At 70.2% G+C, this 16,905-nt stretch carries 17 protein-coding genes; 14 read left to right on the top strand and 3 right to left on the bottom strand.

All coding sequences use genetic code 11. The features are described 5' to 3' along the window. The first annotated feature begins 51 nt into the window (after window positions 1-51). From AC0HS0_RS08120 to AC0HS0_RS08150, 7 genes are all read left to right on the top strand, one after another. Entirely contained in the window at window positions 52-1,143 is a 1,092-nt protein-coding gene (locus tag AC0HS0_RS08120; RefSeq protein WP_472963012.1) for a hypothetical protein, read from the top strand. A gap of 31 nt (window positions 1,144-1,174) precedes the next feature. Further along, a complete protein-coding gene (locus AC0HS0_RS08125; RefSeq protein ID WP_472963013.1) occupies window positions 1,175-2,221 on the top strand; it encodes a hypothetical protein in 1,047 nt (348 codons plus the stop codon). Window positions 2,222-2,344: 123 nt separating this feature from the next. Further along, entirely contained in the window at window positions 2,345-3,409 is a 1,065-nt protein-coding gene (locus tag AC0HS0_RS08130) for a WxL protein peptidoglycan domain-containing protein (RefSeq protein WP_472963014.1), read from the top strand. Further along, the gene (locus tag AC0HS0_RS08135; protein ID WP_472963015.1) at window positions 3,402-4,151 is read left to right on the top strand and encodes a hypothetical protein; all 750 of its coding nucleotides are present in this window, start codon (window positions 3,402-3,404) and stop codon (window positions 4,149-4,151) included. Before AC0HS0_RS08130 ends, AC0HS0_RS08135 begins: the two co-directional genes overlap by 8 nt. 95 nt (window positions 4,152-4,246) lie before the next feature. After that, window positions 4,247-5,098 carry a sortase gene (locus AC0HS0_RS08140; protein WP_472963016.1) on the top strand — a complete coding sequence of 284 codons (852 nt, stop codon included), beginning with the start codon at window positions 4,247-4,249 and terminating at the stop codon, window positions 5,096-5,098. Window positions 5,099-5,147: 49 nt separating this feature from the next. Next, window positions 5,148-5,966 carry a phosphate ABC transporter ATP-binding protein gene (locus AC0HS0_RS08145; RefSeq protein ID WP_472963018.1) on the top strand — a complete coding sequence of 273 codons (819 nt, stop codon included), beginning with the start codon at window positions 5,148-5,150 and terminating at the stop codon, window positions 5,964-5,966. Window positions 5,967-6,064: 98 nt separating this feature from the next. After that, window positions 6,065-6,370 (top strand): hypothetical protein, encoded by a 306-nt coding sequence (locus tag AC0HS0_RS08150; RefSeq protein ID WP_472963020.1) that lies wholly within the window; start codon window positions 6,065-6,067, stop codon window positions 6,368-6,370. Between the two features lie 103 nt (window positions 6,371-6,473). On the opposite strand, the gene AC0HS0_RS08155 is transcribed toward AC0HS0_RS08150, so the two are convergent. Then, window positions 6,474-7,481: a LacI family DNA-binding transcriptional regulator gene (locus AC0HS0_RS08155; protein ID WP_472963021.1), complete on the bottom strand. Its 1,008-nt coding sequence runs from the start codon at window positions 7,479-7,481 to the stop codon at window positions 6,474-6,476. A 186-nt stretch (window positions 7,482-7,667) separates the two neighbouring features. Between AC0HS0_RS08155 and AC0HS0_RS08160 the strand changes: the two genes are divergently transcribed. From AC0HS0_RS08160 to AC0HS0_RS08175, 4 genes are all read left to right on the top strand, one after another. Then, the gene (locus tag AC0HS0_RS08160; protein WP_472963023.1) at window positions 7,668-8,963 is read left to right on the top strand and encodes an ABC transporter substrate-binding protein; all 1,296 of its coding nucleotides are present in this window, start codon (window positions 7,668-7,670) and stop codon (window positions 8,961-8,963) included. A 75-nt stretch (window positions 8,964-9,038) separates the two neighbouring features. After that, window positions 9,039-9,962, top strand: a complete 924-nt coding sequence (locus tag AC0HS0_RS08165) for a carbohydrate ABC transporter permease (protein ID WP_472963024.1) — start codon at window positions 9,039-9,041, stop codon at window positions 9,960-9,962. Next, window positions 9,959-10,885 carry a carbohydrate ABC transporter permease gene (locus AC0HS0_RS08170; RefSeq protein WP_472963026.1) on the top strand — a complete coding sequence of 309 codons (927 nt, stop codon included), beginning with the start codon at window positions 9,959-9,961 and terminating at the stop codon, window positions 10,883-10,885. Before AC0HS0_RS08165 ends, AC0HS0_RS08170 begins: the two co-directional genes overlap by 4 nt. Before the next feature lie 2 nt (window positions 10,886-10,887). Further along, entirely contained in the window at window positions 10,888-12,831 is a 1,944-nt protein-coding gene (locus tag AC0HS0_RS08175) for a glycoside hydrolase family 127 protein (RefSeq protein ID WP_472963028.1), read from the top strand. A gap of 72 nt (window positions 12,832-12,903) precedes the next feature. Here AC0HS0_RS08175 and AC0HS0_RS08180 read toward each other — a convergent pair whose 3' ends face one another. Next, complete coding sequence (locus tag AC0HS0_RS08180) at window positions 12,904-13,917, bottom strand: LacI family DNA-binding transcriptional regulator (RefSeq protein ID WP_472963030.1); 1,014 nt, start codon at window positions 13,915-13,917, stop codon at window positions 12,904-12,906. A gap of 31 nt (window positions 13,918-13,948) precedes the next feature. Next, a complete protein-coding gene (locus tag AC0HS0_RS08185; RefSeq protein ID WP_472963032.1) occupies window positions 13,949-14,128 on the bottom strand; it encodes a hypothetical protein in 180 nt (59 codons plus the stop codon). An 81-nt stretch (window positions 14,129-14,209) separates the two neighbouring features. Here AC0HS0_RS08185 and AC0HS0_RS08190 point away from each other — a divergent pair, with 81 nt between their 5' ends. The 3 genes from AC0HS0_RS08190 (at window position 14,210) to AC0HS0_RS08200 (ending at window position 16,898) form a co-directional block, all read left to right on the top strand. Then, a complete protein-coding gene (locus AC0HS0_RS08190; protein ID WP_472963034.1) occupies window positions 14,210-14,953 on the top strand; it encodes an esterase/lipase family protein in 744 nt (247 codons plus the stop codon). 105 nt (window positions 14,954-15,058) lie between these two features. Beyond that, window positions 15,059-15,445 carry an META domain-containing protein gene (locus AC0HS0_RS08195; RefSeq protein WP_472963035.1) on the top strand — a complete coding sequence of 129 codons (387 nt, stop codon included), beginning with the start codon at window positions 15,059-15,061 and terminating at the stop codon, window positions 15,443-15,445. 25 nt (window positions 15,446-15,470) lie between these two features. Beyond that, window positions 15,471-16,898, top strand: coding sequence for a glutamate decarboxylase (locus AC0HS0_RS08200; RefSeq protein ID WP_472963036.1), 1,428 nt, complete (start codon window positions 15,471-15,473; stop codon window positions 16,896-16,898). Window positions 16,899-16,905: the final 7 nt, after the last annotated feature.

Consider the following 16,905-nt stretch of genomic DNA (forward strand, 5'->3'; position numbering starts at 1 on the left):
GGACCAGCGCGGTCCGCCCGGCTCGCGCCCGACCCGAAAGGAATCACCAGAGTGAAGATCAAGAAGGCAGCGGCCGTCTGTGCCGTCGTGGCCACCGCCGTCACCGGTCTGGTGCTCGCGACCCCCGCGAACGCCGACCCGGTGTCCAACAGCTACGCGCTCGTCGGCTCGGACACCCTCCAGGACGTCAGCAACGCGCTGGCCAACGGAACCAACATCACCGGACCCAGCGTCCGAGTCGTCTCCGACTCCGGCAACATCGGATCGTTCGACGCGTTCGGCTCGCCCGCCATCCAGACCAAGTCGGGCCGCGCCTACTTCGCGCGTCCTGCCGGCTCGGGCGACGGCGTCAAGGCACTCAGCCGCTCGATCGACGGCGGCAACTTCAGCGTCGCCGGCAACACGACCCCGCCGACTTCGATCACCGGCCAGGTCGACATCGCCCGCTCCTCCTCGGGTCCCGGCACCGCGCAGAACGCGTCCGGACCGCTCGCCTACCTCCCGTTCGGCCGCGACGCGGTCTCCTACGCCATCGCACCGAGCACCGGAGCGGGCCTGGAGCAGTTGACCACCTCGCAGCTCACCCAGATCTACAACTGCACCCTCACCACCCTCAACGGCGTGGCGATCAAGCCGGTGCTGCCTCAGAACGGCTCGGGAACCCGCAAGTTCTTCCTCGCCGCTCTGGGCCTCACCCAGGGCGCCGGCTGCGTGACCGACAGCACGTTCGCCGAGAACGACGGCACCGTGCTCACCCAGCCCGGCCAGATCATCCCGTTCTCGGTCGCCAGCTGGGTCGCGCAGAAGAACGGCGCCGCCCAGAACCGCACCGGCACGGCGACCCTCGGCAGCGCCCTCGGCTCCACCGCGCCCTACACCGGCACGACCACCCTGGTTCCGAACGCCACCTACTACAACGACTCGACGTGGGGACGCGACACCTACGTGGTCGTCGAGTTCGCGCGCATCGACTCGTCGAGCGCCAACTACGACGCGGGCCTCGCGGCCATCGTCGACCCGACCAAGGCGAAGAGCCTCACCAACTTCGGCACCAGCGCCGGCTCGTCCGGTGCCGTCAAGTCGAAGTACGGCTTCCTCGCTCCGTCGTCCAACACCCCCATCCGCGCCAACCTCTCGTCCTGATCCACCGACCCGAAACGGAAGTCAGAAGACCATGAAGAAGTCCACCATCGCCGTGCTCGCCTCGGCGGCCGCCATCGCGGCCATCGCGGCCGGTGCGGTCCCGGCGCTCGCCGCGGCCCAGTCCAACGGATCCGACGGGCCGGTGTCGCTCGTCGACAACGACGCTGCGGCGTTCGTCGCCGACGGCACCACCCTGTCCTGGAGCAACGACATCTCCCTGGCGCCGGACACGACCGACCAGTTCGGCGCGTTCCAGTGCTCGCCGGACGCGACCGGCTACCGCACGTTCTGGACCGACCCGGGAACGGAGCACACACCCACCTCGTGGAAGGGCTTCGCCTCCACCGACCTGCCGCTCAACGGCGGCAACACGGTCGTCGGACCGAACACCCGGCCTGCCGCCCAGGGCGGCGCGATGGCCCAGATCAAGTCGTCGGGCGGTACCTACTCCGTCGGCTTCGCCTGCACCAAGAACGTCGGCGCGACTGTGGCCGCCAGCGGCGTCTGGTACTTCACGGCGCACGTCACGGCCGGCACCGGTGCGTACACCTTCGACCCGATGACCTCCGACCCGGGCGGCCCCACCAACCCGCCGGTGGGCACCGGTTCGATCGGCATCGAGGCGACCACGGTCGCCGCTCAGGACGGCACGCTCAGCCTGGTCGTCCCCTCCGGTGCGAAGGCCACCCTCGGCACGGCGGCGCTGGTGAACCAGCTGTCGACGTCCACGGGCGCCCTGCCGCAGTTCCAGGTCTCGGACCTGCGCGTCGTCAGCAAGCCGGGCTGGGACCTCACGGCCTCCACCGCCGACTTCGTCAACGCGGCGGACTCGAGCAAGACCATCGACTCGAAGCAGCTCGGCGTCAAGCCGAAGCTGGTGAACAACCCCGGAGGCGTGGTCGCAGGGACCGAGCACGTCGCCGGTGACGCGGCCGCGTTCAGCGGCTTCGCGTCGGCCGCAGCGGGTGCCGGAACCGGTACGACGAACCTCAGCGCAGACCTGACGCTCGTCGCCCCGGCCAACACCCCCGCCGGCACCTACGACTCGACGATGACGCTGACGCTCGTCTCGAAGTAGCCGTAGGCACCACCAGGGGAGGGGCTGCGGGAAACCGCAGCCCCTCCTCTTTTCGCGTGGCCGGTTAGCAGCTAGTTCATGTCGTCGCAATCGACCGGCCATCCCGATTCGGATCAATGGAGCGTGCTTATCCGACACCCCCTCCGCGCCAGGAGCTCCCGACTCCTCGCCGCGCTCACCGCGGCGGTCCTCGCCACCTTGCTCGGGTCGGCTCCCGCCTTCGCGGACGACACCGACGCCATCTCCGCCGGGCCCGGCGACGACCGCACCCGGCTCAGCTACCAGCTGCAGCCCGGCCAGCACCTCGAGGACGAGTACGTCGTCCGCAACACCGGGACGACCGAGCAGACGATCACCCTGTTCGCCACCGACGCGTTCAACACCGACGACGGCCAGTACGCCCTCCTCGACACGGCGAAGAAGCCGACCGGGGTCGGCACGTGGGTTCTGTTCGACAGCTCGCAGGCCTCCGAGAAGCTGACGCTGCCGCCCGGGCAGCAGAAGACCGTCCCGTTCACGCTCGTCGTACCAGCGGACGCGCGACCGGGCGACCACGCCGGCGGCATCGTCGTCTCCAGCCAGAAGGGCGACGGCCAGATCCTCGTCGACCGCCGGGTCGCGACGCGGCTCTATGTGCGCGTCCCCGGTGACCTCCAGCCCGCGCTGACGATCGCAGATGTCTCGGCCGGCTACCGTCCGACCCTGAACCCGTTCGACGGCAGCACTGCGGTGACCTTCACCGTGCGCAACAGCGGCAACGTCGCCCTCGGCGGCCATCTGGTGGTCGGAGCGAAGGCGCTCTTCGGCATTCCGGCGGGGTCGGTACGGCAGGATCTCCCGGAACTGCTGCCCGGCAACACGCGATCGCTGACCGTGGTCGTTCCGCACGTCGGTCAGGTCGGTTACCTCAATCCGTACGTCGAGCTGCAGCCGACGGTCTCGCCCGACGCGCTCAACCCCGGACCGCTCCGCCTGGTTTCCCGCGACACGCTCGCCTTCGCCATGCCGTGGTGGCTCCTTGCCGCGCTGGTCGTCGCGGGAGGCGTGCTGCTCTATCTCCGCCTCCGTCGCCGCAGTGACGGCAAGCGCGCGGCGGCGTGGATCGCGTACACCGAGGAGGAGGCCCGCCGGAAGGCGAACGACGAGCGCGAGGCCGTGCCGTCGGGCACGGAGGGCGGCAGTGCGTAAGCGCGCTCCGGGCTTCTGGCTGGTCGCCGGCCTCGGCCTCCTGCTCGCCGTCGGCGGGTTCGGCGCCGTCGCGACGCCCGCGTCCGCGGATCAGGGCGACGGCGGCGGGATCGGCATCTCGGTCGACATACCCGGGTCGTCCTCGACTCCCGGCGCCGACGACGGCGCCATCGGAGGCGGCGGCTCGAGCGGCGACGGCCAGAGCGTCCCCTCCGACGCCCCCTCCGATGTTGCGGGAGCCGGTTCGTCTCCGACACCGACCGGCCCGGCGACGACGGGAGGCTCGAACGGCCCGCTGAACGTGGGCGGCCTGAGCGCGCGCTTCGTGCCCGACCTGAACCCGGCTCACGGATCGATCATCGCCACGATCGCCGTGCACAACGGATCGTCGGAGGCCTTCGCGCCGAAGGTCCGGTTCACGCTGACGAACTCGTTCGGCACGACCATCGCCGATTCCGGGACGGTCGCGGGGCCGACGATCCAGCCGGGTCGGACCACACAGGTGACCCAACGCCTCGACGGGGTCGGACAGTGGACCTTCGTCACCGCGCACGCGACGATCACCCCGCCGTCGCAGCTCGACGGGCACGCGATGAAGCCCGTGCTGCGGGACACGCTCGTGTTCGCCTTCCCCTGGGTGGGCGCGGTGTCGGTCGTGCTGATGGCCGGCGCGGCGGCGATCGTCCTGGTCGTGCGCGGTTCGCTCGGTCTCGGTCTGGCGGCCGCGGGAGCCGGCGCGTGAGCGAGGACGTCCAGACCCGGCCGCCCCGGCCCCCGAAGCCCCCGCGGCCGCCGAAGCCTCCACGCCGCCCTCCGGCACCGCCGCGGGAGCCCATCGTGCTCACGTCGGCCCAGAAGACCGCGCGCGGCGTCGCCCTCCTCGCCGCGATCGTGCTGATCGCGTTCGCGGCGAACATCCTGCTGCTCAGCCACGTGCACCACCTGGTCGGCCAGCAGGTCGCCGGCAACAGCTTCCGGGAACAGCTCGCCGCCGCGACGGCGCCGGTCAGCGAGGGCGACGTCGACGGCGTGCTCCTGGCGGACGGTGTGCCCGTAGCGGTTCTCGCGATCCCGTCCATCGGCCTGAACGAGGTGGTCCTCGAGGGCTCGTCGTCGGGCGTCACGGCGAACGGCCCGGGCCACCGCCGCGACACGGTGCTGCCGGGCCAGGCGGGCACGAGCGTGATCCTCGGCCGCGCGGCGGCGTACGGGGGCCCCTTCTCCGGCATCCAGGGCCTGGCCCCCGGTGCCCGGATCGTCGCGATCACCGGGCAGGGCAAGAGCGTCTACCGGGTGATCGGCGTGCGCTACGCCGGCGACCCCGATCTCCCCGCCGTGCGCTCGACCGAGGGGAGGCTGACGCTGGAGACCGCACGTGGGCTCCCCTACGTGCCGACGGGTGTGGTGCGCGTCGACGCCGAGCTGATCTCCAAGGCGAAGGACGCCGGCGCCCGCCAGACCACCGCGAAGACCCTCCCGCTCGCCGACCGCGAGCTCGCGAGCGACCCGAGCACCGCCTGGCTGCTCGTGTTCGCGCTGCAGGCCCTGGTGGCCGCGCTGCTGCTCGGCGCCCGAGCACTGCACCGCTTCGGCGCGCAGCGCACCTGGATCGTGTTCGCGCCCGTGCTGCTCGCCACCGGCATCATCGCCGCCGATCAGGTGTCGCGGCTGCTGCCCAACCTCCTCTGACCGTCCCGCCCCGCCGGCCCCCGGCCCCGTCGTCCCGAAAGAAGTCCCGATGTCCGTCACCGCCCCGCTCGCCCCGCCATCGCCGACTCCCGCGCTCGCCGGGCTGGACGCCCGCAGCATCTCGGCCTGGTTCGGCGACCACCTCGTGCTCGACCGGGTGTCTCTGTCGATGAACGCCGGCGAGATCACCGCCCTCATCGGCCCGTCCGGCTGCGGCAAGTCGACCTTCCTGCGCATCCTCAACCGGATGCACGAACTCATCCCGTCGGCGTCGCTCGCCGGTGAGGTGCTGCTCGACGGCGAGGACATCTACGACCGCGGTCGCCGCCTGGTCGATGCGCGCAAGAGCATCGGGATGGTGTTCCAGAAGCCGAACCCGTTCCCGGCGATGTCCATCTACAACAACGTCGTCGCCGGCTTGAAGCTGACCGGGATGCGCGCCACACGCGACGAGAAGGACGCCCTGGTCGAGAGCTGCCTGACCCGCGCCGGCCTCTGGAACGAGGTCAAGGACCGCCTGCGCTCGCCCGGTGGAGGTCTGTCTGGAGGGCAGCAGCAGCGCCTCTGCATCGCCCGCTCGCTGGCGGTGCGCCCGCGTGTGCTGCTCATGGACGAGCCCTGCTCCGCCCTGGATCCGACCTCGACCCGGGTGATCGAGGAGACCATGCTCGAGCTGGTCTCGGAGGTCACCATCGTCATCGTCACGCACAACATGCAGCAAGCCCAGCGGGTCTCCGACCGGTGCGCCTTCTTCCTCGCCGGCGCGGGCCGGCCCGGCGCCATCGTGGAGTACGGCGATACGGACGCGATGTTCGGCGACCCCCTGGATCCGCGCACGTTCGACTATGTCAACGGCCGCTTCGGCTGACCCGAAACCCCTTGTCTACTCGACAAGTGCGGATTCCGGAGTACGGTGCGTTTTTTGGGTCCTTCTAAAGAGAGCGCGTCCATGAGACGATGCCCATTATGAAGGATTCTCACGGTATTGATGTCGCTGAGCCCGCCTCTGCTCACGGCCCCGGTCGTGCGCCTGCGGGAATCCCCCTGACCATCCGTCTGGGCGAGCGCGAGTTCGCCGCGCTGGTGCGAATCGCCCGCCACCGCGAGACCACGGCGGCCGAACTCGTCGAGCAGCTCGTCCTGCACGCTCTCAGCCGGGCAGACGTGCCGCCTCCCGCCGAGTCGCACCCCGCCCGCAAGCACACCACCTATGAGGAGGCCACCGCAGGCTTCCGCGCCGACGGCGGCGTGCACACCCCGCCAGACATGTAGCAGTCCTTCGCCGCGGCCACAGCATCTCCGCGAAGGGCACGTCGTTGTCGCTTTCGTGCCCCGAAAGCGACAGCAACGTGCCCCTCGGTGGTCGAGGGGTGCGCTAGAGGTGCGGGATCGTCGACCCGCGGATGACGAGCCGCACGGGGAGGCGCTCGGTGCCGCCCTCGAGAGGGCGACCGTCGATCGCGTCGAAGAGGCGGCGGGCTGCCAGCCGGCCGAGTTCCTCGAGGTTGTTGTCGACGCTGGTCAGCTCGGGCCGAGAGTTCGTCGCGAGCACCTGCCAGTTGTCGTAGCCGATCACGGCGACATCCTCGGGCACGCGCCGGCCGAGGTCGCGTAGCGCGTCGATCACGCCGCGGGCGATCTGGTCGGAGCCCGCGACGATGCCGTCGATGTCGGGATGGCGGCGCAGCAGCATCGTTGCTGCGTCGCGCCCCCAGCCCTCGGTCCAGCTCGAGAACAACGTCTCGCCCACCTGCTCCAGCCCGGCGTCAGCGATCGCCGCGGCGAAGCCCACGGCGCGGTCCTGCGCCGCCGCGTACGCGGGGTCGCCGGTGATGTGCGCGATGCGCGTCCGCCCGCAGGCGACCAGGTGCTCCACCGCCATCCGTCCCCCGCTCAGGTTGTCCGGAGTGAGCGAATGATCCGCGGGGTCGTCGGAGGGGGAGTACGCGTAGACGACCGGAACCGGCACATCGTGGCCGAGCGACGGCCGCGGGTCGGTCTGGCGTCCCACGACGATGATGCCGTCGACGCGGCGGTTGATCAGCGCGTTCAGGTGGTACTGCTCGCGGATGGTGTCGCCGCGCGCGTCGCACAGGAAGACATTGACCTGGCCGGCGCCGAACGCGTCCTCCGCTCCCATCAGGATCGGGATGACGAACCGGCCCTCCAGGTCGCTGGTGAGCAGGCCGACCGTCCCCGTCCTCCCGGCGGTGAGGCTCTGCGCGAGCGCGTTCGGAGTGAATCCGACCTGCTCGGCCGCCGCGATCACCCGGGCGCGCGTGCCGGCCGCGACATCGGCGCGGCCGTTGATCGCCTTGGAGGCTGTGGCGATGGACACGCCGGCCGCGCGGGCGACGTCGCTGAGCGTCGGGGGGTTCGCCATCCTCGCCTCCAGGTTTTCGGACTTTTCGGAAACATACACCATCAAAAGGCTTGACAGACAAGAGGGGCACCGGATTTACTTGCCAAAACAATCCGAAACCCATTTCGGTGAGTTTCACAGAAGATCACCTCACCAGCCGATGACGCACCACTCCCCGCACCCTCGAAGATGAGCACAGGAGATGCAATGACGAAATTCCACCCCCGCACGCGACGCATCGTCGCTGCGGCCGTCGCGGGAGCGCTGGCGATCGCGCTCGCCGCCTGTTCCGGAGGCACCGGCAACGGCTCATCCGGAACCCAGACGATCAGCAAGAACGGCACCGACGACGGCTCCAAGCTGACGCTCTGGACCCGCGCCCCTCTCGAGAAGCAGGCCAAGCTCCTCGTCGCGGCCTACAACAAGAGCCACAAGAACCAGGTCGAGCTGACGGTCGTGCCGAACGACGACTACGTGGCCAAGGTGGGCGCAGCAGCAGGCTCGGGAGGCCTCCCCGACCTGTTCGCGGCCGACATCGTCTACGTGCCGAACTGGGTCAAGCAGGGGCTGTTCCAAGACATCAGCTCCCAGATCAACGGGCTTTCGTACAAGGACACCATCAACAAGGGCCACCTGAAGGCGGGCACCGCCGACGGAAAGGAGCACGTCCTCCCGTTCGTGCTCGACCTGTCGATGCTGTTCTGGAACAAGGAGCTCTTCACAGAGGCCGGCCTCGACCCGGACAAGGCGCCGGCCAACCTCGAGGAGTACGCCGCCGACGCCAAGAAGATCCAGGCGCTCAACAAGCCGGGCGTCTACGGCACGGCCACCGGCCTCAACTGCGGCGGCTGCCTGGTCTTCACCTGGTTCCCGACGGTCTGGGCAGACGGCAAGCAGGTGATGAACGCGGACGGCACCAAGTCCCTCCTCGACAGCAGCACCGCCAAGGACGTCTACAGCACCTGGCAGGACCTCTGGAAGTCGGGCGCCGTCCTGCCGTCGTCGAAGGACGAGGCCGGCCCCACCTGGACCGCCGGGTTCACCGAGGGCAAGGTCGGGCTCATGTTCTACCCGGCGACGCTGCTCTCGTCGACGCCGTTCGATGCCGGTGTCGCCGGCATCCCCGGCCCGAAGGGCGGAGCCTCCACCTTCGTCGGCGGTGACGGCATCGGCATCTCGAAGGACTCCAAGAAGTCCGCGCAGGCGTGGAACTTCCTCAGCTGGATGATGTCGGAGGATGCGCAGGTCGGCGTGCTGGCCAAGGACGGCGACGTCGTCTCGCGCTCCGATCTCGCGAACAACGAGTACGCGCAGAAGGATCCGCGTGTCGTGACGATCAACAAGGTCGCCGGTGAGGGCGAGACCCCGTTCTCGCTCAACTTCCAGGAGGCGTTCAACGCCACCAACAGCCCCTGGCTGTCGATGGTGCGCAACGCCGTGCTCGGCGACGGCTCGTCGGTCGACTCCGACAACAAGCAGATCACCTCCGTCCTCTCGCAGTGACGGACCGGGGCGGGCGCTCGTGCTGCGCGCCCGCCCCTTCTCCTTCCGCAGCCACGCCCGACGAAAGGCTCTCCCATGACCGCGAGCGCACCGGCCGCCACGAGGCGCAGTGCGGCGCCCCGAGCGCGCAGGAGGCGATCCTCCGGCCGCTGGCTCGGCTGGCTCTACGCCTCCCCGACGGCTCTGTTCGTCCTGTTCCTGTTCCTGATCCCTCTGCTGCTCGTGCTGCAGATGTCGGCGTCGAATTGGCCGCTGCTCGGTGGCAACCAGGGCTGGAACTTCCCCCAGAACTACGTGAAGGCCGTGAGCAACCGGTTCTTCACCGACTCGGTGATCTTCACCATCACCTACACCGTCGTCACGACGGTGATCCTCCTCGCGCTGGCCCTCGGTCTCGCCCTGCTGGTTCAGGAGTCGACGCGCTTGAAGGGCTTCCTGCGCACCGCGATCCTGGTGCCGAGCGCCCTGGGACTGGCTTCGGCCTCCCTGCTGTTCTACGTGCTCTACTCGCCGATCGCCGGGCCTTTCGCCGACCTGATGCAGCAGTGGGGGTTCACGTTCCTCGGCACCCCGGCGGGCGCGCTCTGGTCGACGGTCTTCCTCATCGTCTGGAGGTACGCCGGCTTCTACATGCTGCTCATGCTGGTGGGCCTGCAGGGCATCCCGGACGAGGTCTACGAGGCCGCGCGCATCGACGGCGCGAGCCGGTGGCAGACCTTCCGCGGCGTCACCCTGCCGCTGCTGCGGCCGACGCTCGCGCTGACCACCGTGCTCTGCGTCACCGGGTCGCTGCTCGCCTTCGAGCAGTTCTACATCCTGACCAAGGGCGGCCCGGACAACAGCACGATCACGGTCGTGCAGCTCATCTACAGCGTCGCCTTCCAGGGGCCGAACAACCTCGGCGTCGCCGGAGCCCTCTCGGTCATCGTGCTGATCGCCCTGATCATCGTGAACATCGCCCAGATCCGGGCCTTCGGCGAGAAGGAGGGTGCCGTATGACCGCGCACGCCGAGGTGACAGGCACCGACGTGACCGATCGCGCCGTCGAGCGCGTCGCCCCGACCTCCCCGAGCCGTCCGGCCGGGCGGAGGCCCGGTTCGCGCATCGCCGGAGTCGCCACGCGCACGCCCTACTGGGTGCTGACCGGCGGCCTCGCGCTGATCTTCCTGTACCCGCTGATCTGGACGGCCGTGTCCTCCATCGCCCCGCGGCCCGGCACCAGCCAGGTGCACGGCTGGGGCCTCGGCAACTACGCCTCGCTGGCGAACTACCAGGCCGGCATCTGGGTCTACATCGGCAACTCGCTGTTCGTGTCGCTGCTGACCGTGGCACTGACGCTGGTCGTCTCGCTGTTCGGCGGCTACGCGTTCGCGCGGTTCCGCTTCCCGGGCCGCAACCTGCTGTTCATGGCGACGCTGGCGATCCTGATGGTGCCGTACGCGACCCTCCTGATCCCGCTGTACGTGCTGCTCAACCTGGTGGGGCTGTCCAACTCGCTGGTCGGGGTGGCGCTGGTCCTGACCATGTTCCAGCTGCCGTTCGCGACCTTCATGATGCGCATCTCGTTCGAAGCGGTGCCACGCGAGATGGATGAGGCGGCGATGGTCGACGGCTGCTCGACGTTCGGCTCGCTGTGGCGCGTGCTGCTGCCCGCGGTGAAGCCCGGCCTGATCACCGTCGGGCTGTTCGCCTTCCTGGCCGCGTGGAACGACTTCATCGCCCCGCTCATCCTCATCAACGACTCCAACAAGATGACCCTGCCGCTGGCGATCTCCAACCTCCGCGGGCAGGTGCAGGGCGTCGTCGACTACGGGGCCACCGAGGCCGGCGTCGTCGTGCTCGCCGTGCCCTGCATCCTGCTCTTCCTGATCCTGCAACGACACTACGTGCGCGGCTTCCTGTCCGGCGCCTTCAAGGGATGATGATGTCAACTCCTCAGACAAGCACTGTGACCGACACCACCCGCGCCCTCGGCCTCCCGCTCGCGCCCGCCGTGCCCTCCACGGGACGGCTGCGTCCGCTGGGTCTCTGTGAGTCGCGCATCACCGGCGGATACTGGGCCGAGCGCCAGCGTGTCAACGCCACCGCGACGCTCGACCACATCGAGCACTGGCTCGAACGCGAGGGCTGGCTGCCCAACTTCGATCTCGCCGCCGCCGGCGCACTGCCGGAGGGCCGACGCGGGCGGGAGTTCTCCGACTCGGAGGTCTACAAGTTCTTGGAGGCTGTCGCCTGGCAGCTGGGACGCGAGGACGACGCCGAGCTCGAGGCGCGCTTCCGCCGGGTGGTCTCCCGGGTCGCCGGCGCGCAGGAGGCCGATGGCTACCTGAACACGAACTTCGGCCGTGCGGGTCAGGGTGCGCGCTGGTCGGACCTCGAATGGGGCCACGAGCTCTACTGCGGCGGGCACCTGTTCCAGGCGGCTGTGGCGCGGGCACGCACGCGTCCCGGCGCCGACGACGGCCTCCTCGCCGTGGCGACGCGCTTCGCCGACCTGATCTGCGAGGTCTTCGGGGCCGACGGGATTCCTTCCGTGTGCGGTCACGCCGAGGTCGAGACGGCCCTGGTCGAGCTCGGGCGCGTGACCGGGGAGGCCCGCTACATCGAGCAGGGGCGCCTGTTCGTCGAGCGCAGGGGCACCGGCGTGCTCCGGGACATCGAGTGGGGTCGCTCGTACTACCAGGACGATATGCCGGTGCGGGAGGCCGAGGTGCTGCGCGGGCACGCCGTGCGCGCCAACTACCTCTCGTCGGGCGCCGTGGACGTCGCGATCGAGACGGGCGACGACGAGCTGCTCGACGCGCTGGCGCGGCAGTGGGCCGAGACCGTCGCCCGGCGTACCTACATCACGGGAGGCCAGGGCTCGCACCACCAGGACGAGGCCTTCGGCGACGACTTCGAACTGCCGCCGGACCGCGCCTATTCGGAGACCTGCGCGAGCATCGCCTCGGTGCAGTTCAGCTGGCGGCTGCTGCTGGCACGCGGCGGGAGCGCCTACGCCGACCTCGTGGAACGGACCCTGTTCAACGTGGTCGCGACGTCGCCGTCGGCCGACGGCACCACGTTCTACTACGCGAACACGCTGCACCGGCGCACGCCGGGGGAGCCTGCCGACCCCGACACCGTGTCGCCGCGCGCCGAGGCGTCGTTGCGGGCGCCCTGGTTCGAGGTGTCGTGCTGCCCACCCAACGTGGCGCGCACACTCGCGAGCCTCGACGCCTACCTGGCGACGGCCTCCGACGACGGCGTGCAGGTGCAGCAGTTCGCGCCCTCGCGCATCGCGACCACGCTGGCGAACGGCGAGGAGGTCGAACTGGTCGTCTCCACCGCCTACCCCGCCGACGGGCGTGTGGAGGTCGTCGTCGGCCGGGATGCGCGCGAGCCGTGGACGCTCGCCTTGCGCGTTCCGGACTGGGCCTCCGGAGCCCGCCTCACGGTGGCGGGCGAGACCACGGAGGTGACGCCCGGCTACGCGGAGGTCCGCCGGGCCTTCCGCGCAGGCGAGACCGTCGTGCTCGATCTGCCGGTGGCGCCGCGCTTCGTGCGGGCCGACCCGCGCATCGACGCGGTGCGTGGCACCGTCGCGGTGCAGCGCGGCCCGGTGGTGCACGCGCTCGAGTCCGTCGACCTCCCGGACGGCTGGGGCGACGTCGCCGACGTGGTCGTCGACACCGCGGTGCCGCCGCGGAACGACGACGGCACGGTGCTCGTGAGGTTGCGCAGGCGTCCCGTCGCTGAGTCCGCCTGGCCCTACGGCGCACCCGGCGCCGACGGCGCCGCCGAGACCGCCGACGTTCCCCTCGTCGCCTACCACGACTGGGCCGAGCGCGGCCCATCCACCATGCGCATCTGGATCCCCGAGACCTGAAGAGGTCGAGATTTGCGGCAAATGTTGCGCTAGAAGCACTTTTTCGCGACATTTGCCGCAAATCTCGTGCCTTCAGGCGGTGGGGATGGTGGACGCGCGGGGGACCAGCCGGCCGCGCACCTCGTGGTTGCCCGTCGGCGAGCCGCCCTCGATCGCCTCGACGAGGAGGCGCGCGGACAGGCGTCCGACCTCCTGGAGGTTCATGTCGATCGTGGTGAGCGGAGGCCGCGCGTGCGCGGCCAGCTGCTCCCAGTTGTCGTGGCCCATGACCGCGATGTCGTCGGGAACCGCTCGACCGAGCTCATGGAGCACATCGAGCACTCCGCGGGCGATCTGGTCGGATCCGCACAGCACTGCGTCGAGGTCGGGGAATCGTCTGAGCACCGCGTGGGCCGCTCCGCGCCCCCACACCTCGCTCCACGCGCCGTAGAGGGCCTCCCCGCCGAGCAGCTCGAGCCCCGCACGCCGCAGAGCCTCCGTCGCGCCCCGCACGCGGTCGCGCGCGGCGTGATAGCCGACGTCTCCCGAAATGTAGGCGATCCGCGACCTGCCGCACGCGACGAGATGCTCGGCGGCCAGCGCCCCGGCCTGGATGTTGTCGGGCACCACCGACACGTCCTCCGGATGCGTGGAGGGCGAGTAGGCGTAGACGACCGGAACGGGCAGCTCCCGCCCGATGGTCGCACGGGGGTTCGCGGTGTCGCCCAGCACGATGATGCCGTCGACCCTGCGCGAGAGCAGCGCACGCAGGTGGTGCTGCTCGCGGATCGCATCACCGCGGGCGTCGCAGAGGAAGACCGACATGCTGCCGGCGCCGAATGCGTCCTCCGCACCCATCAGTACCGGGATGGAGAAGCGGCCGTCGAGGTCGCTCGTGATGAGCCCGACTGTGCCCGTCCGCCCGGCGAACAGCCCCTGGGCCAGCGTGTTGGGCGAGAAGTGCAGCTCCTCGGCCGCGCGCTGCACCCGCTCCCGGGTCTCGGCGCGCACGTGCTGGCGGCCGTTCAGCGCCTTGGAGGCCGTCGCGAGCGAGACGCCCGCACGGGCGGCGATGTCCTTGAGCGTCGCCGGCCGCCGATCCGTCATCCGCCCATCGTAACGGCGTCCGCCCGACGCGCTACTGGCGCTCGGAGTGCCCCAGTACGTGCACCGGGATGCCGAACGAGAGCGCGACGCAGAGGATCCCGGCGAAGAAGACCAGCCCCTCCCATGCGGGCAGAGTGTCGGCCAGGCCGAGCAGGAAGAGACCCACCAGGAAGAGCAGGAAACAGAGGATGAATGCGATCACGTCGCCCATGCGGCAACTATCCACCTCGCTCCCTGGCTTGGCAAGAGCGCACGGCTTGGCAAGAGCGCCCGCACGCGCGATGCTGTGCTGGTGGAGCAGCGAACGGTGGAGAGGCGTCCCGCCCGGATGCGCGGCCTCCACCTGCTGCGTCGTTTCGGTGTACTGCTCGCCGACTGGGAGTACGTCCTCCGGCACCAGCTGCGCGCGGCGTTCGACCGCGGCGAGCCCGCCGCGCTCGTCGACGACAGCGGAACCGGCGAACCCGTCGTGCTGCTGCCGGGCATCTACGAGACCTGGCGGTTCCTTCACCCGCTGGCCCGCCGCCTCCACGCCGCCGGGCACCCCGTGCACGTCGTGTCCGCCCTCGGCGACAACCGGATGTCGCTCGAGCAGGCCGCCGATCGGGTGCAGCGCCACCTGCTCGAGAACCACCTGGGCGACGTGACGATCGTCGCGCACAGCAAGGGCGGGCTCGTGGCGAGCACGCTGCTCGGCCGGCCGGAGGTCGCCGCCCGAATCCGCCGCGTGGTCGCGATCTCGACTCCGTTCTCCGGGTCGGTGCTCGCGCACTGGATCCCGATCCCCGCCGTCTACGCGCTGCGGCCCTCCGGCCCCGAGTTCGCCCGACTGGCCGTCGCCGACGTCGACGTCTCGCGCATCGTGTCGATCTGGGGCTGGTTCGACCCGCACATCCCGGGAGGCTGCGCCTTGCCGGGCGCGCGCAACATCCGGGTTCCGGTCGGCGGCCACTTCCGCATCCTGGGCAGTCCTCGCGTGCTCGCGCTGGTGGACGACCTCACCGACGACGCCGCCGCGGACGTCTCCGGCGGCTGAGCGGCCTTCGGCGGACCCTGTTGCGCATTCGCCGCGCACCGCTATCCTCGGCCTCGTGAAGGCCGGTCCGCCCCGCGCGGCGGACAGCGGACGGGGAGGGCGACCATGACGCGAACGATCCGGAGGGCGCCCGCTGGCCTGCTCGCCGCGTGCGCGGCCAGCGCGGCCGTCGTCGGCCTCCTCGCCGGCTGCGCCGGGACCCCGAGCGGTGCTGCGCTGGTCGGCACCTGGGGCTCGACCGCCGCGAAGCAACCGAATCTCACGATCGAGAACGATGGTGCGTTCTCCGGCACCGACGGCTGCAACCGGCTCACCGGCCGGGGCTCGATCGACGGCGACAGCATCACGTTCGGTCCCATCGCGAGCACGATGATGGCGTGCACCGGGGTCGACGAGTGGCTGGGCAAGGCCGCGACCGGAACGGCCAAGGGAAACACCATGGTCGTCTACGACATCAGTGGAAACCAGATCGGAACGCTTCCCAAGAAGTGATCCGCGGCACCGGAAGGGGGCGCGCATGGCGCCGCTCGAGTCAGACATCCCATCGGCGAGCGTGGACACCCGCCTCGCTCCCGCCTACACCGGGCGGCTCTCGCGCAAGAGCCCGCCGAGCGTGCTGCCCGACGAGGCGACCGACCCGGCGTCCACCTACCGTCTGATCCACGACGAGTTGCTGCTCGACGGCAGTTCGCGACTCAACCTCGCGACGTTCGTCACGACGTGGATGGATCCGGAGGCCGAGATCCTGATGGCCGAGGCGTTCGACAAGAACATGATCGACAAAGACGAGTACCCGGCGACCGCCGCGATGGAGCGCCGCTGCGTCTCGATCGTCGCCGACCTCTTCCACGCCGAACCGGGGGAGCCGACGGGAGCCGCGACGATCGGCTCCAGCGAGGCCGTGATGCTGGGGGGTCTCGCGCTCAAGTGGCGCTGGCGTGCGCGCCGCGCCGGGCCGACCGGGGGCACCGAGCCCGCAGGCGTTCCCAACCTGGTGCTCGGCGCGAACGTCCAGGTGGTGTGGGAGAAGTTCTGCCGCTACTTCGAGGTCGAACCGCGTTACCTCCCGGTTGCGAAAGGCCGCTACGTCATCACGCCGGAACAGGTGGTCGATGCGGTGGACGAGAACACCATCGGCGTCGTGGGCATCCTCGGCACGACCTACACGGGTGAGCTGGAGCCGATCACCGAGATCTGCGCGGCCCTCGACGCGCTGGCGGCCTCGGGAGGCCCCGACGTCCCGGTGCACGTCGACGCTGCGAGCGGTGGCTTCGTGGTGCCGTTCCTGCACCCCGAGCTGGAGTGGGACTTCCGCCTGCCGCGAGTGGTCTCGATCAACGTCAGCGGCCACAAGTACGGGCTCACCTATCCGGGCATCGGGTTCGTGGTGTGGAGGTCACCGGAGCAGCTTCCGGAGGACCTCGTCTTCCGCGTGAACTACCTCGGCGGAGACATGCCGACGTTCACGCTGAACTTCTCGCGGCCGGGCAATCAGATCGTCGGCCAGTACTACAACTTCGTGCGGCTGGGCCGGTCGGGGTTCACCGCGATCATGGAGGCGCTGCGCGATACCGCACTGCTGATATCGACGGGTCTCGCCGAAGACCCCGCCATCGACATCATCACCGACGGCTCAGCCATCCCGGTGCTCGCGTTCGCGCTGAAGGACGGCACGCCTTACACCGTCTTCCAGGTGTCGCATGAGCTGCGCGCCCGGGGCTGGCAGGTGCCGGCGTACACGATGCCGGCCGACGCGACGGACGTCGCGGTGTTGCGGGTCGTCGTGCGTGACGGCTTCAACGCCGATCTCGCGGCCGACCTCGTGCGCGACGTGCGGGCGGTCTGCGCCGAGCTCGGTGAGCAGGCGCAGAAGGCCGGAACCCAGACCGAGGCGGGGGCGAAGGCGACGGAGTCCGCACGCACCAAGGCGCACTTCGCGCACTGAGCGCTCG

This window comes from Leifsonia sp. PARNA 1/14, from assembly GCF_055720965.1.